Annotated in this window: 12 protein-coding genes; 8 read left to right on the forward strand and 4 right to left on the reverse strand. The window is 70.8% G+C overall.

Translation table 11 applies throughout. The features are described 5' to 3' along the window. Positions 1–51: 51 nt before the first annotated feature. From ABD736_RS14750 to ABD736_RS14770, 5 genes are all read left to right on the forward strand, one after another. Positions 52–711 (forward strand): response regulator transcription factor, encoded by a 660-nt coding sequence (locus tag ABD736_RS14750; protein ID WP_344792630.1) that lies wholly within the window; start codon positions 52–54, stop codon positions 709–711. Next, entirely contained in the window at positions 698–1,993 is a 1,296-nt protein-coding gene (locus tag ABD736_RS14755) for a sensor histidine kinase (RefSeq protein ID WP_344792631.1), read from the forward strand. Before ABD736_RS14750 ends, ABD736_RS14755 begins: the two co-directional genes overlap by 14 nt. Further along, positions 1,990–2,979, forward strand: a complete 990-nt coding sequence (locus ABD736_RS14760) for a hypothetical protein (protein WP_344792632.1) — start codon at positions 1,990–1,992, stop codon at positions 2,977–2,979. Before ABD736_RS14755 ends, ABD736_RS14760 begins: the two co-directional genes overlap by 4 nt. 255 nt (positions 2,980–3,234) lie before the next feature. Further along, a complete protein-coding gene (locus ABD736_RS14765) occupies positions 3,235–3,879 on the forward strand; it encodes a Maf family protein (RefSeq protein WP_344792633.1) in 645 nt (214 codons plus the stop codon). A gap of 70 nt (positions 3,880–3,949) precedes the next feature. After that, positions 3,950–5,728 (forward strand): acetyl/propionyl/methylcrotonyl-CoA carboxylase subunit alpha, encoded by a 1,779-nt coding sequence (locus tag ABD736_RS14770; RefSeq protein WP_344792634.1) that lies wholly within the window; start codon positions 3,950–3,952, stop codon positions 5,726–5,728. A 38-nt stretch (positions 5,729–5,766) separates the two neighbouring features. Here ABD736_RS14770 and ABD736_RS14775 read toward each other — a convergent pair whose 3' ends face one another. Beyond that, complete coding sequence (locus ABD736_RS14775) at positions 5,767–6,393, reverse strand: TetR/AcrR family transcriptional regulator (RefSeq protein ID WP_344792635.1); 627 nt, start codon at positions 6,391–6,393, stop codon at positions 5,767–5,769. A gap of 104 nt (positions 6,394–6,497) precedes the next feature. Between ABD736_RS14775 and ABD736_RS14780 the strand changes: the two genes are divergently transcribed. Next, positions 6,498–8,627, forward strand: coding sequence for a YhgE/Pip family protein (locus tag ABD736_RS14780; protein ID WP_344792636.1), 2,130 nt, complete (start codon positions 6,498–6,500; stop codon positions 8,625–8,627). Between the two features lie 136 nt (positions 8,628–8,763). Here ABD736_RS14780 and ABD736_RS14785 read toward each other — a convergent pair whose 3' ends face one another. Next, positions 8,764–10,203, reverse strand: a complete 1,440-nt coding sequence (locus ABD736_RS14785) for an NAD(P)H-quinone dehydrogenase (RefSeq protein WP_344792637.1) — start codon at positions 10,201–10,203, stop codon at positions 8,764–8,766. A 5-nt stretch (positions 10,204–10,208) separates the two neighbouring features. Continuing rightward, positions 10,209–11,054 carry a DNA-methyltransferase gene (locus tag ABD736_RS14790; protein WP_344792638.1) on the reverse strand — a complete coding sequence of 282 codons (846 nt, stop codon included), beginning with the start codon at positions 11,052–11,054 and terminating at the stop codon, positions 10,209–10,211. Between the two features lie 65 nt (positions 11,055–11,119). Here ABD736_RS14790 and ABD736_RS14795 point away from each other — a divergent pair, with 65 nt between their 5' ends. Further along, on the forward strand, positions 11,120–11,947 hold the full coding sequence (locus tag ABD736_RS14795; protein WP_344792639.1) for a purine-nucleoside phosphorylase: 828 nt from the start codon (positions 11,120–11,122) through the stop codon (positions 11,945–11,947). Continuing rightward, positions 11,944–13,647: a phospho-sugar mutase gene (locus tag ABD736_RS14800; protein ID WP_344792640.1), complete on the forward strand. Its 1,704-nt coding sequence runs from the start codon at positions 11,944–11,946 to the stop codon at positions 13,645–13,647. Before ABD736_RS14795 ends, ABD736_RS14800 begins: the two co-directional genes overlap by 4 nt. Positions 13,648–13,657: 10 nt before the next feature. Here ABD736_RS14800 and ABD736_RS14805 read toward each other — a convergent pair whose 3' ends face one another. After that, positions 13,658–14,098: a PTS sugar transporter subunit IIA gene (locus tag ABD736_RS14805; RefSeq protein WP_344792641.1), complete on the reverse strand. Its 441-nt coding sequence runs from the start codon at positions 14,096–14,098 to the stop codon at positions 13,658–13,660. Positions 14,099–14,126: the final 28 nt, after the last annotated feature.

Consider the following 14,126-nt stretch of genomic DNA (forward strand, 5'->3'; position numbering starts at 1 on the left):
TCGGCGGGAGGCGCAGAACCTCGCCGCGCAGCCGCCGCTACGCTTTCTCGCATGGTCACTGTGGCGATCGTCGACGATCACGAGTCCGTGCGCCTGGGCCTGCGCGCCGCGTGCGGCGAGGCCGGGTTCACCGTCACCGGCGAAGCGGCGACGGTCGACGAGCTGCTTCCCACGCTGGCCGCGACCCCCACCGACATGGTCGTCCTCGACCTCTCGCTCGGCGACGGATCGCGCGTCACCGACAACGTGAAGCGCCTGCAGGATGCCGGCAGCGCGGTGCTCGTGCACTCGATCGCCGACCGGGTCCAGGCCGTGCGCGAGGCGCTCGCCGCCGGGGCCGCCGGCGTGATTCCGAAGTCGGCGCCGACCGGGACGGTGATCGACGCGATCCGCACCGTCGCAGAGGGCGGCGTGCTCAACAACCTCGAGTGGGCGAGCGCGATCGACGCCGACAACGACTTCGCGCGCGCCAAGCTGGGCCAGCGCGAGCGTGACGTTCTGCACCTCTATGCCTCGGGTCTGCCGCTCAAGGCCGTCGCCGCCCAGCTCGGCATCGCACACTCGACCGCGCGCGAGTACCTCGACCGCGTGCGCGTGAAATACGTCGAGATCGGCCGGCCCGCTCCGACCAAGGTCGACCTGCTGCGTCGCGCCGTCGAAGACGGCATCCTACCCGGCCTCGCCGACCCCGCGGGCGATGGCCAGCGCTGAGTCACCGCAGCAGCCGCAGCCGCCGCAGCTCGCGGCGACCCCCGGCGAGCTTCCCCCGCCGAGCCCGCTGCCGCCCGCGCCCCGACACCCACTGACGCAGGCGCGCATCGAGACCATGGTCTCGCGGGCGATCGTGCTGTTCGGCGTCGTCTTCGGCATCCTCGTCATCCCGCAGCTGATGGCCCAGCAGCACGAGCTGCGCCAGCCGCTCGGCTGGGCTCAGGCGCTCGCGCTGTGCGCGTGCCTGCTCTGGGCCGTCATCGCGGCGATCGTGCAGCGCGGGGTGGGCGCGGCGACGACCGCCTTCGCGGCGCTCTACCTCGTGGTGCTGCTGCTCTGGCCGGTGACGGCAGAGGGCACCACCATCGACGGCACCCCGTGGCTGTGGACGCTCTGCACCGTCGCCTCCGCGTACGCCGCCGTGCGCCTGACGCTCTGGCTCGCCGCGATCTATGCGGTGGCCGCGCCGACACTGTTCGGCTTCATCCTCTGGGCGGTCACCGCGGGCCGACAGTGGAACGCCGCCGTGCTCGACGCGCTGTATGCCGCGATCGTCGGCAGCGTGATCCTCACGATCGCCTGGATGCTGCGCACGGCGGCCGGCGAGGTGGATGCCGCTCAGCGCGCCGCCCTCGACGGCTACGAGCGCGGTCTGCGCGAGCACCTCGGCGAGGCGGAGCGCGTCGAGGTCGACGCGCTGGTGCACGACAGCGTGCTGACCACCCTGCTCGCCGCGGCGAACGCCCGCACGCCGGAGGCGAAGCGGCTGGCCGCACGGATGGCGGGCGACGCGCTCGGCCACCTCTCGTCGATGAAGCCGGCGCCGAGCGCCAGCCCGGAGCAGATGACGGATGCTGCGAGCCTGGCCGCAGGCATCCGTGATGCGGCAGCCGCCATCCCCCACCCGCCGCGCATCGACGACACGGGCGTGCGCGCGGTGCCGCTGCCCGCGAACGTCGCCGAGGCGCTGCTGGCCGCCACGGTGCAGGCGGTGATGAACAGCTCGCAGCACGCCGGCGGCCCGGAGGTGGAGCGCACGGTCTCGATCGAATGCGCCGGGAGTGGGCTGCGCATCCGCATCGTCGACGACGGCGTCGGCTTCGACGTCGCGCGCGTGGCGCCGCGGCGGCTCGGGCTCGCGACCTCGATCATCCAGCGCGTCGAGATCGTCGGCGGCACCGCCGAGGTCGACTCGGCGCCGGGCCGCGGAACGGCCATCACGCTGAACTGGCGGCCGGGTGCCGACGACCGCGACCTCGGCGAGCTCGGGGGCGAGTCGTGATCAACCCCTCGCGCATCGCCATCATCCTGCTCGCGGTGATCTTCTCGGCGTACCACGTCGTGCTCGCGCTGTCGGCTATCGCCGTGCCGGCCTCGCCGTGGCCCACCCTCGTCTCCCTCGCCGCCTACGCCGCCGCGATCGTGCTCAGCCTGCTGCGCCCGAGCCGCCGTCTCCTGCCGGCGTGGGTGGCGGTGTTCGACCTCGCCGTCGCGGTCGGCGTGCCCCTCGCCGTCACCTCGCAGCTCGACGCAGACAACTCGAACGGCTACGCCACCTGGTATGTCGCGGCCATCGGCACGCTGCTCACGATCGTGATGGTGCGCGGACGCGACACGTATGCCTGGATCGGCATCGGATTCCTCACCGTGTACACGATCTGGTGGGCCGGGTTCGATTCGCTCGGCGACCTCGGCGTGGTCGGCTCGATCGTGTGGGTCGTCGCCGCCAACGTCGTCATGTACGCCGTGACCAAGACCGGGGAGGACGCCGAGCGCTTCGCCGAGGTCGAGCGGCAGGCATCCGAGTGGCGTGCGGCATATGACGCGCACGTGGTCGAGCGGCAGCGCCGCCTCGAGCACACCTACACGATGGCCGAGCCCCTGCTCACGGAGATCGTGCGCTCGGGCGGCGACTTGACCGAGGAGCAGCGCACCGAGTGCCTGCTGCTCGAGGCGACGATGCGCGACGAGATCCGCGGGCGCGGCCTGCTGAACGACGACGTCCGCCGGGTGGTGACGGCGGCCCGCCGCCGGGGCTCTGCGGTCAGCCTGCTCGACGAGGGCGGCCTCGATGAGCTCGACGAGCCGCGTCGGCAGCGCGTGCTCGGGCAGCTCGCCGCGGCGATCGGCGAAGCGGACGCGGACACGCTGATCGTGCGCACCGTGCCGCGCGCGGAGGAGGTTGCGGTGACGGTCGTCGGGCTCAAGGAGTCGGCCGACGGCGATGACGACGATGTCACGCTGTGGCTGGAGATCAAGGCGGGGTGACCACCAGGCTTGCGGTGGGGGCGGTTCTTCACACGCCCCCACCGGAAGCCTCGAGTCGGAGCGATAACCCGAATATCGCCCCCACTCCCCCCAATGGCACCCGCCCTGCATACCCTTTTGCGGCGAGTGATTGGACAGCATCTGAAGAGAGTTGCTGTGCTGTACCAATAGTCCCCATAGACCCGCGTATAGAACAGTCGTCTCTTAGGGGGACAGGACCCGTCCCCCTCGCGTGGGGACTCTAGGCTTGCCGCCATGCGCCTCTACCTCGCATCGACGTCGCCCGCCCGGCTCTGGCTGCTGCGCAACGCAGGAATCGAACCCGTCGTCGTGCCGTCCCACGTCGACGAGCCGCTCGCCGTCGCGGCCGCCGAGGCGGAGCACGGTGCGCTCTCGCCCGCACACATGGTGCAACTGCTCGGGCGCGCCAAGGCCGAGGCTGTCGTCGGAGCCGAGGTGGACGGCGCCGTGATCGACGGCCTCATCGTCGGCTGCGACAGCGCCTTCGAGCTCGACGGCGTCATCTACGGGAAGCCGCACCTGGCCGAGATCGCCACCGAGCGGTGGCACGGGCAGCGCGGCCGCACTGGCGTGCTGCACTCCGGCCACTGGGTCATCGACCACCGGGGCGGGGAGGTGCGCGGCGCCGTCGGCGCCGTGGCCGAGGCATCCGTCACCTTCGTCCCCGATATGACGGACGCCGAGATCGACGCGTATGTCGCCAGCGGCGAGCCCCTGCAAGTCGCCGGCGCCTTCACCATCGACAGTCTCGGCGGCCCGTTCATCGAGCGCATCGACGGCGACCCGTCGACGGTGGTCGGAATGTCGCTGCCGACGCTGCGTCACCTGGTGCGGTCGCTCGGCGTCGAGTGGACAGAACTCTGGAACCGAACGAACTGAACAAAGCCTTTTCGAGAGTTTTGTCGGCGTCGGCCAAATGCACCCCCTTGAGGGTTCGTAGGCTGGGATGGTGCCCCGTATCTCCAAAGTCCTGATCGCAAACCGTGGCGAGATCGCCGTTCGAGTCATCAGAGCCGCGAAGGACAGTGGGATCGGATCGGTAGCGGTCTATGCCGACCAGGATCGGGATGCCGTGCACGTGCGCCTCGCCGACGAGGCCTATGCCCTGAACGGCACGACGAGCGCAGAGACCTACCTGGTCATCGAGAAGCTGCTCGGCGTCGCCCGCCGATCGGGCGCCGATGCGGTGCACCCCGGCTACGGGTTCCTCGCCGAGAACGCCGACTTCGCCCGCGCGGTCATCGACGCCGGCCTCATCTGGATCGGCCCGAGCCCCGAGGCGATCGAGCGACTCGGCGACAAGGTCAGCGCGCGTCACGTCGCCGAGCTCGCCGGTGCGCCGATGGCGCCCGGCACGTTGAACCCGGTGGCGGATGCCTCAGAGGTTCTGGCCTTTGCGGATGAGCACGGGCTGCCCGTCGCCATCAAGGCCGCGTTCGGCGGTGGCGGCCGCGGCCTGAAGGTGGCCCGCACCCGCGAAGAGATCCCCGAGCTGTTCGACTCGGCGACGCGCGAAGCCGTCGCGGCATTCGGCCGCGGCGAGTGCTTCGTCGAGAAGTACCTCGACAAGCCGCGCCACGTCGAGACCCAGTGCCTCGCCGACGCGCACGGCAACGTCGTCGTCGTCTCGACCCGCGACTGCTCGCTCCAGCGCCGCCACCAGAAGCTCGTGGAGGAGGCGCCCGCGCCGTTCGTGACTTCCGAGCAAAAGGACGAGCTGTACCGCGCGTCGAAGGCGATCCTCAAGGAGGTCGGCTACCTCGGCGCCGGCACCTGCGAGTTCTTGATCGGTCAGGACGGCACCGTCAGCTTCCTCGAGGTGAACACCCGCCTGCAGGTCGAGCACCCCGTCTCTGAAGAGGTCACGGGCCTCGACCTCGTGCGCGAGCAGTTCCGCCTCGCCGAGGGCGGCGTGCTCGACTACCCCGACCCCGAGCCGCGTGGCCACTCGTTCGAGTTCCGTATCAACGGCGAGGACGCCGGCCGCAACTTCATGCCGGCGCCCGGCCCCGTGCACGTGTTCAAGCCGGCGTCAGGCCCCGGCGTGCGGGTCGACTCGGGCGTGCAGTCGGGCGATGAGATCTCGGGCGCGTTCGACTCGCTGCTGGCGAAGCTCGTCGTCACCGGCGCGACCCGCGAAGAGGCGCTCGAACGCTCGCGCCGCGCCCTCGACGAGTTCGAGGTCGCCGGGCTTCCCACCGTGCTGCCGTTCCACCGCGCGATCGTGCGCGACCCCGCGTTCGCCCCCGAGAACGGCGAGCCGTTCAGCATCTACACCCGCTGGATCGAGACGGAGTGGGCGGGCGGCGTCGAGCCGTGGAGCGGCGCGGCCACCGAGCCGAGCGCGCCCCAGGAGCGGCAGAGCGTCGTGCTCGAGGTCGAGGGCAAGCGCGTCGAGGTGACCCTGCCCGCGCAGCTGCTGACCGCAGCGCCCGCCGGCCGTGCCGCGCGAGCCGCTGCCCCGAAGCGCTTGTCGGGCGGCCGCGGCTCTGCGGGCGGTGTGCCGGTGGCGTCGGGCAACGCCATCACCGCGCCGATGCAGGCCACCGTCGTCAAGATCGCGGTCGAAGAGGGCGCTCAGGTCGTCAAGGGCGATCTCGTCGTCGTGCTCGAGGCCATGAAGATGGAGCAGCCGATCGTCGCTCACCGCGACGGCACGATCGAGGGCATCAACGCCGCGGTCGGCGCGACCGTGTCGAGCGGCACGCGCCTGCTCAACATCGTCTAGGCCGTTTCGAGAGGCGGGCTCGCACGCTCGCCCGCTCCTCAACGATCGGGAGCGGACTGGCCGAGGCGCACCAGTTGCACGCTGATGCGGTGCGCCATCGCCTCGACCGAGTCGCGACCGGTCAGCGGAGTGCCGAGCCAGCCGCTGAGCAGCCACACGATGCCGCCGGAGACGATGACGACGCTGTCGCGCAGCTCCTCTGACTCGGGGTCGGAGTCGTCGGAGCCCGCGGCGCTGCCGAGCAGCGGCAGCGACCGCTCGAGGATGCGGCGCGCCACGAGATCGACCGCGGCGTCGACCGCGGCCCCGGAGCGCGGCCCGTGCAGCACCCGGCGGTAGAACGCACGGTGCGCGGCGAGGTGCTCGAGCAGATCGCGCACGACCGACTCGACGTGCGAGACGCCTGAGGTGCCGCTGCGCGGCGCTTCGGCTGGCGCCGGGTGCCGCTCGAACTCGGTGTCGAGCCGTGCGACGGCCGCGGCCCGCGCGAGCTCGGTCAGGTCGCCGAAGTGCTGGTAGAAGGTGGGCCGCGTGACCCCGGCCGCTGCGACGACCTGCGTGATCGAGAGCTCGTCGAGGTCGTGCTCGTCGAGCAGGCCCGTCACCGCGGCGATCAACGCGCGCTTGGAGCGCGCCGCGCGTGGGTCATCGGCCGGGGCATCCATTCGACCATCCTCTCAAGCCATGCGAACAACGTGGTTTACAAGTGTAAGATAGGCCGTCGGCAGGCTCATTTACATCTGTAAATCAGAGCGGGAGAGGCAGACGAATGACGAAGCGTCCGATTCAGACGGCGACCGACAGGAAGCACAGCCGCGCGGCGCGCATCGCGATCGCGGCGATCGCGTGCATCCCGCTCATCTACGGCGGCGCGCTGATCTGGTCGAACCAGGACCCCACGCATCGCCTCGACAAGATCCCGGCCGCGGTCGTCGACCTCGACCAGCCCGTCATGCAGGACGGCAAGACCATCGATGTGGGCAAGTCCGTCGCCCACGAGCTGGTGACGGATCATGCGGACAACGACTTCGACTGGCACGAGACGGATGCCTCCTCCGCACGCGCCGGACTGAAGAACGGCACCTACCTCGCCACCATCACGCTGCCGAAGACCATGTCTGCCCACGCCGCCTCGCTCGGTTCGGACGAGCCTCTCGACGCCGCCGACTCACAGATCACGATCACCACCGATGACGGCCAGAACTACATCGTCGGCGTCGCGGCCAAGACCGTCGGCCTGGTCGTCTCGCAGAAGGCCGCCAAGGGCGTCGCACAGGAGTACCTCTCGCAGATCTACAGCGGCATCGACGAGATCGGCGGCCAGCTGGGCGACGCGGTGAAGGGCGCCAAGCAGGTGGCCTCAGGCGCCGGCACGCTGAAGTCCGGGGCGGATCAGCTCAGCACGGGCGCCCAGCAGAGCGCCGACGGCGCATCACAGCTCGCCTCGGGCCTCGGCAGCCTGTCGTCGGGCGCGCAGACCCTCGCCGGCGGCACCGCCCAGCTGTCGACCGGTACCCAGTCGCTCGCGAGCGGCGCCGGCAGGCTCTCCACCGGCGCGCAGACGCTCGCCGACGGCACGAGCCGGCTCGCCGACGGCACCGACCAGCTCGCTGACGGGCTCGACACACTCAAGTCGAAGACCGATCCGCTCGCGTCGCAGGCCACGCAGCTGTCGAGCGTCGCAGGCGCCCTGTCGAGCGGGCTGACCACCTACTCGGCGCAGGTCGATCAGGCGATCGCGATGTGCCAGAACCTGGTCAACTCAGGCCAGAGCGCCGACCCGCAGCTCACACAGCTGTGCACGCAGATCAGCCGGCTGGGCAGCGCAGAGCAGCTTGCTCAGCAGGCATCCCGGCTCTCCACCGACGCGCCTGCACTGCTGAACGCCATCGACCAGGCCGACGCCGGTGCGAACACCCTGGCGACGAAGGCCCACCAGGCTGCGACAGGCGCGCAGCAGGTCGCGGCGGGTGCGCAGCAGACCGCCGCGGGGGCGCAGGCGCTCGCCTCCGGTGCGCAGCAGACGGCGAGCGGCGCGCAGCTTCTTGCGACCAAGACACAGCAAGCCGCGACCGGGGCATCCGCCCTCGCCACCGGCACCCGGCAGGTGGCCGACGGGGCCAAGCAGCTCGACTCGGGGGCGGGCACGCTGGCGTCGGGCTCGAGCGAGCTTGCCGACAAGCTCGCGAAGGGGCAGGCATCCGTGCCCAGCTACGACGACGCGGACAAGAAGCACCTGAGCGGCATCGCAGCGCAGCCCGTGGGGCTCTCGCAGAGCAGGCTCAACGGCGTGCCGAGCTATGGCTACGGGCTCGCCCCGTACTTCCTCGCGCTCGGCGCGTGGGTCGGCGGCCTGTCGATCTACATGATCCTGCGCGCGATTCCGCAGCGGGCGATCGATGCGGGGCGCCCCGGCTGGCTCGCGGCGCTGCTCGGCTACGCGCGCGGCGCGTGGATCTCGCTCGTGCAGGCCGCCCTGCTCTATGTCGTCGTGACGCTCGGCATCGGCGTGCACCCGCAGCACCCGGCCGGCCTCGCGCTCTTCATGGGGCTCACGTCACTCGCCTTCACGGCCGTGAACCACACGCTCATGGTGCTGTTCGGCAGCCGCGGTCGGTTCCTCGGGCTGATCCTGCTCGTGCTGCAGGTGGCCGCGGCCGGCGCGACGTACCCGATCCAGACGACGCCCGGCTTCTTCCAGGTGCTGCACGGGCTGCTGCCACTGACCTACGTCGCGAACGCGATCCGCTCGCTGATCGCCGGCGGCTCGGCGGGAGTCGGCGTGGGCGTCACCGTGATGGTGTGCTGGATGCTTGCCGCCCTCGCCATCTCGGTCGGCGCGTCCGCGTTCCGGCACTTCCGGAAGTCGGAGATCCTGCTGCCCGACTTCGTCGTCTGACCGGTTGCGCCACCAGGATCCGCTTCGCGCTATCCGGATCCGAGTAGCGCACAGCGGAAGCTAGTGGCTCAACGCGGCGCCGCGGGGCGGCTCAGCCGGCTGGGGCGGCTCAGCCGGCTGGGGCGGCTCAGCCGGCTCAGCCGCCGACGATGTGCATCGCGCGTGCGGCATCCGTGATCGCTCCCGACATCGACGGGAACACCGCGTACGCCTTGGCGACGTCGTCGACGGTGAGGCGGTGCTCGACGGCGAGCGCGAGCGGGAAGATCAGCTCGCTCGCGCGCGGCGCGACGACGACCCCGCCGATCACGGTGCCCGAGCCGGTGCGGGCGAAGAGCTTCACGAAGCCGTCCTTGACGTTCTGCATCTTCGCGCGGGCGTTGGTCTGCAGCGGCAGCTTGTAGATCTCGCCCTGCGCGATGCCCTCTTCGATCTGCTTCTGCGACCAGCCGACCGTGGCGATCTCGGGGTGCGTGAAGATGTTCGAGGTCACGTTGCGCAGCTCGATCGGCGTGACCGCGTCGCCCATGGCGTGGAAGACCGCGGTGCGGCCCTGCATGAACGCGACGGATGCCAGCGGGAGAACGTCGGAGCAGTCGCCCGCGGCATAGATGTTCGGCACCGAGGTGCGCGCGACGCGGTTGACGCGGATGTGGCCGCTCGGCGCGAGTTGCACCCCCGCCTCTTCGAGGCCGATGCCGGCCGTGTTCGGGATCGAGCCGACGGCCATGAGGCAGTGCGAGCCCTCGACCGTGCGCCCATCTGAGAGCGTCACGAGCACGCCGTCGTCGGTGCGCTCGACCTTCTCTGCGCGCGATTTGGAGAGCACCGTCATACCGCCGCGGGTGAAGACGTCTTCAAGGATGCGTGCGGCGTCGGAGTCCTCGCCGGGAAGCACCTGGTCGCGGCTCGAGACGAGCGTGACCTTGGCCCCGAGGTTCATGTACGCCGACGCGAACTCGGCGCCGGTGACGCCCGAGCCGACGACGATCAGGTGCTCGGGCAGCGCCTTCAGGTTGTAGAGCTGCGTCCAGGTGAAGATGCGCTCGCCGTCGGGCTTCGCCGCGGGCAGCTCGCGCGGGCTCGCGCCCGTCGCCAGCACGATGGTGTCGGCCTCGATGCGGTCGAAGTCGGTGCTGCCGCGGCCGGTGCCGGTCGAGACGACGACGGTGCGCTCGCCCTCGAGCCGCCCGACGCCCTCGATGATGTTGACGCCTGCGCGCACGAGCTCTGCCCGCATGTCCTCGCCCTGCTGGCGCGCGAGGCCGAGGATGCGCTTGTTGACCGCGGCGAGGTTCACCGCGATCTCGGGACGGTGCGGCCGATCGTCTTCACCGCGCGTGAAGAACTGCACGCCGAGTCCGACCGCGTTGGGGATGTTGCGGGCCGCCTCTGCTGTCGCGATCAGCGTCTTCGACGGCACGACGTCGGTGATGACCGCCGAGCCCCCAATGCCGGTGCGCTCGATGACGGTGACATCTGCGCCGAGCTGGGCGCCCGCGAGAGCCGCCTCGTAGCCGCCCGGGCCGCCGCCCACGATCGTGATCCGCTGCTTCCGCTCGAATTCGAACGCCATGATGATCAGTCTGCCGTATGCCCGAGCCGGCGCCTCATGATCGCGATCGCTTCGGGGCTCTGATCGACGAGCACGTACCGGCGACCGAGCTCGGCGGCCGCCGCGCCGGTCGTGCCGCTGCCCGCGAAGAAGTCGAGCACCCAGTCGCCCTCGTTGCTGCTGGCCTGGATGATGCGGCGCAGGATGCCGAGGGGCTTCTGCGTGGCATACCCGGTCTTCTCCTTGCCCGTGGGCGAGACGATCGTGTGCCACCAGACGTCGGTGGGCAGCTTGCCGAGCGCCGCCTTCTCCGGCGTGACGAGACCGGGCGCCATGTACGGCTCGCGGTCGACAGCCGTGCTGTTGAAGACGTAGTTCTCGGGGTCTTTGACGTAGACGAGGATGTTGTCGTGCTTGGCCGGCCACCTGGTCTTCGAGCGGGCGCCGTAGTCGTACGCCCAGATGATCTCGTTGAGGAACGAGTCGCGGCCGAACAGCGCGTCGAGCAGCACCTTCGCGTAGTGCACCTCGCGGTAGTCGAGGTGCAGATAGAGAGTGCCATCGGGCGTGAGCAGCCGCCATGCCTCCTCCAGCCGCGGTTCGAGGAACGCCCAGTAGTCGTCGAAGCTGTCCATGTAGCTCGAGACCGCGCCTTTGACCGTCTCGTAGCTCTGCCCCTTGAAGCCCAGCCGCGACCCGGCCTGCGACTTCACCGTCTTGATCGCCTGGCGGGACTGCTTCTTGCCCGTGTTGAACGGCGGGTCGATGTAGATGAGCCGGAAGGACGCGTCGGGGAAGGTCTGGATGACGTCGAGGTTGTCGCCCTCGATGACCAGGTCGGGGCCGTCGGGCGTCCAGCGGGGGGTGGCCACGACACCCACCCTATGGCGGGTGCTCACGGCGGCGCTTCGGGCGGTGCGCGGAATAGACTCGCGGAATGGCCGACGCCTCGATTCTGGACAACCCCGAGACCGACCCCTTCGACGTGGCTCACGAGGCCGCGCAGCAGATCGCCGAGAAGACCGGCGTCGCGAAGCACGACATCGCCCTTACCCTCGGCAGCGGCTGGGGCAGGGCCGCCGACCTCATCGGCGAGACCGTCGCGACGATCCCGGCCACCGAGGTCGTGGGCTTCCGCAAGCCCGCGCTCGAAGGGCACGTGGGCACCCTGCGCTCGATCGCGCTGCCGAACGGCAAGCACGCGCTCGTGATCGGGGCACGCACCCACTTCTATGAAGGGCACGGGGTGCGGCACGTGGTGCACTCGGTGCGCACCGCGGCCGCGGCGGGGGCATCCGTCATGGTCCTCACGAACGGCGCAGGCGGAATCAAGCCGCACTGGCAGGCCGGCACACCCGTGCTCATCAGCGACCACATCAACCTGACCGCCGCGAGCCCGCTCGAGGGCGCCACATTCATCGATCTGACCGACCTCTACTCGCCCAGGCTGCGCGAGCTCGCGAAGAGCATCGAACCGAGCCTCGACGAGGGCGTGTACGTGCAGTTCCGCGGCCCGCACTACGAGACCCCGGCCGAGGTGCAGTTCGCGAATACGATCGGCGGGCACATCGTCGGCATGTCCACCGCGCTCGAGGCGATCGCCGCGCGCCAGGCCGGCATGGAGGTGCTCGGGCTCTCGCTCATCACCAACCTCGCCGCCGGCATCTCGCCGAACCCGCTCTCGCACGCCGAGGTGATCGAGGCCGGCCAGGCGGCCGAGCCCGTCATCTCTGCGCTGCTGGCGAAGATCGTGGGTGAGCTGTGAGCGATTTCACTGCGCATGCGACGGATGACGTCGTCGAAGCCGCCCGCGCGTGGGTGGCCCAGGACCCCGATGCCGAGACCCGCGCCGAGCTCGAGGCGCTGATCGACGGTGCGGCGAGCGGCGATGCGGCCGCGCTCGCCGAGCTGCACGCGCGCTTCGACGAGCGCCTCGCCTTCGGCACCGCCGGCCTGCGCGGTGAGCTCGCCGCCGGCCCGAACCGCATGAACCGAGTGCTCGTCACGCAGGCCGCCGCGGGCTTCGCGGCCTATCTGCGCGAGAAGCACGGCGAGCAGGCATCCGTCGTCATCGGCTACGACGGGCGTAAGAACTCGCGCGTGTTCGCCGAGGACTCGGCCGAGATCTTCGCGGGCGCCGGTGTGCGCACGATTCTGCTGCCGCGCCTGCTGCCGACACCCGTGCTCGCCTTTGCCGTGCGCCACCTCGACGTGTCGGCCGGCGTCATGGTGACGGCCTCGCACAACCCGGCGCGCGACAACGGCTACAAGGTCTACCTCGGCGGCGGCGACCACGGCTCGCAGATCGTGCCGCCGACCGACAGCGAGATCGCGGCGCACATCGCGGCGGTCGCGGCGGCGGGCCCGATCACCGGGCTGCCGCGGTCGACCGACTTCGGACTCGCGGACGAGTCGCTGGTCTACGCCTATGTCGCGGCGACGGCCGCCGTCGCCGGCGAGCTTCCCGGGGACACTTCGCTCGACGTGGTCTACACCGCCATGCACGGCGTCGGGTGGGACACCGCCTCGCGCGTCTTCGAGGCTGCGGGGCTGCCCGCGCCGGTCAGCGTCGCCGCCCAGCAGGAGCCCGATGCGGCGTTCCCGACCGTGTCGTTCCCGAATCCGGAGGAGCCGGGCGCGCTCGACCTCGCGATGCAGACCGCGCGCGAACACGGCGCAGAGCTGATCGTCGCGAACGACCCGGATGCCGACCGGTTCGCGGCGGCGATTCCGGATGCCTCCGCCGAGGGCGGCTGGCGCCGCCTGTCGGGCAACGAGGTCGGGATGCTGCTCGGCTGGGCCGCCGCAGAAGACGAGGCCGGAACGGCGCACGGCGCCCACCACGAGCCCGGCGTGCTCGCGGCATCCATCGTCTCCTCCCCCGCCCTGGGCGAGATCGCGACCCATTTCGGACTCGGTCACGCCACGACGCTCACCGGCTTCAAGTGGATCTCGCGCGCCCCCGGCCTGCTGTTCGGCTACGAAGAGGCGCTCGGCTACCTCGTGAACCCCGAGACGGTGCGCGACAAAGACGGCATCTCGGCCGCCACGCGCTTCCTCGCGCTCGCGCTGCGGTGGAAGGCCGCCGGCCGCACCGTCGCCGACCAGCTCGCGCTGATCGCCGAGGCGATCGGTCACTTCGCGAGCGGCCAGATCTCGCTGCGCGTGACCGACCTGTCCGAGCGCGGGCGCATCATGGATCGGCTGCGCGCCGAGCCGCCGCGCACCCTCGGCGAGGTCGCGGTCACGTCGTTCGACGACCTCGCGACCGGCACGGTGCCGGGGCTGCCCGTGGACAACATCCTGCGGATTCTGACCGCCGACGGGTCGCGCGTGATGATCCGCCCGAGCGGCACCGAGCCGAAGCTGAAGGTCTATCTGGACGTGCGCGGGGATTCGGGGGCGGACGCCTCGGCGAAGCTCGCCGCGCTGGACGCGGCGCTGCGCGCGCTGCTCGCGGCCTAGGACTGAGGGCTCAGGCGCCGAGCACCGAGCGCACCTCGGCGGCGGTCGTCGCGGCCCGCAGCGCGGGAATCGCCTGCGGGTCGTTGAACACGTTCGCCATCTCGGCGACGAGGCCGACGTGCGTCTCGGGGCTCACGCTCGCGATGCCGACCACGACCGACACGGGGTCGTTGTGGGCGTGGCCGAAGGCGATGGGCTCGGCGAGCGTCACGACCGAGATGCCGTCGCGCAGCACGTCGCGGCCTGGGCGGGCGTGCGCGAGCGCGAGGCCGGGGGCGACCACGATGTAGGCGCCGAACTCGTCGACGACCGAGATCATGCGGTCGGTGTAGGCATCGGTCGCCGCGCCGGTGCGCACCAGGGCGTCGCCGGCAAGGCGGATGGCACCGCGCCAGTCGGCCGCTGCCACGTCGAACTCGATCGCATCATCGGGCAGCTGTGGCAACGGCATACTCACGATTTTATCGAATGACGGGGGA

The organism is Gryllotalpicola daejeonensis (genome assembly GCF_039538145.1).
Taxonomy (GTDB): domain Bacteria; phylum Actinomycetota; class Actinomycetes; order Actinomycetales; family Microbacteriaceae; genus Gryllotalpicola; species Gryllotalpicola daejeonensis.

Bases quoted from the DNA above. Each gene is read 5' to 3' on its own strand.
- ABD736_RS14750 (WP_344792630.1), top strand. From the start codon at position 52: ATGGTCACTGTGGCGATCGTCGACGATCACGAGTCCGTGCGCCTGGGC.
- ABD736_RS14755 (WP_344792631.1), top strand. From the start codon at position 698: ATGGCCAGCGCTGAGTCACCGCAGCAGCCGCAGCCGCCGCAGCTCGCG.
- ABD736_RS14765 (WP_344792633.1), top strand. From the start codon at position 3,235: ATGCGCCTCTACCTCGCATCGACGTCGCCCGCCCGGCTCTGGCTGCTG.
- ABD736_RS14775 (WP_344792635.1), bottom strand. From the start codon at position 6,393: ATGGATGCCCCGGCCGATGACCCACGCGCGGCGCGCTCCAAGCGCGCG.
- ABD736_RS14780 (WP_344792636.1), top strand. From the start codon at position 6,498: ATGACGAAGCGTCCGATTCAGACGGCGACCGACAGGAAGCACAGCCGC.
- ABD736_RS14785 (WP_344792637.1), bottom strand. From the start codon at position 10,203: ATGGCGTTCGAATTCGAGCGGAAGCAGCGGATCACGATCGTGGGCGGC.
- ABD736_RS14795 (WP_344792639.1), top strand. From the start codon at position 11,120: ATGGCCGACGCCTCGATTCTGGACAACCCCGAGACCGACCCCTTCGAC.
- ABD736_RS14805 (WP_344792641.1), bottom strand. From the start codon at position 14,098: ATGCCGTTGCCACAGCTGCCCGATGATGCGATCGAGTTCGACGTGGCA.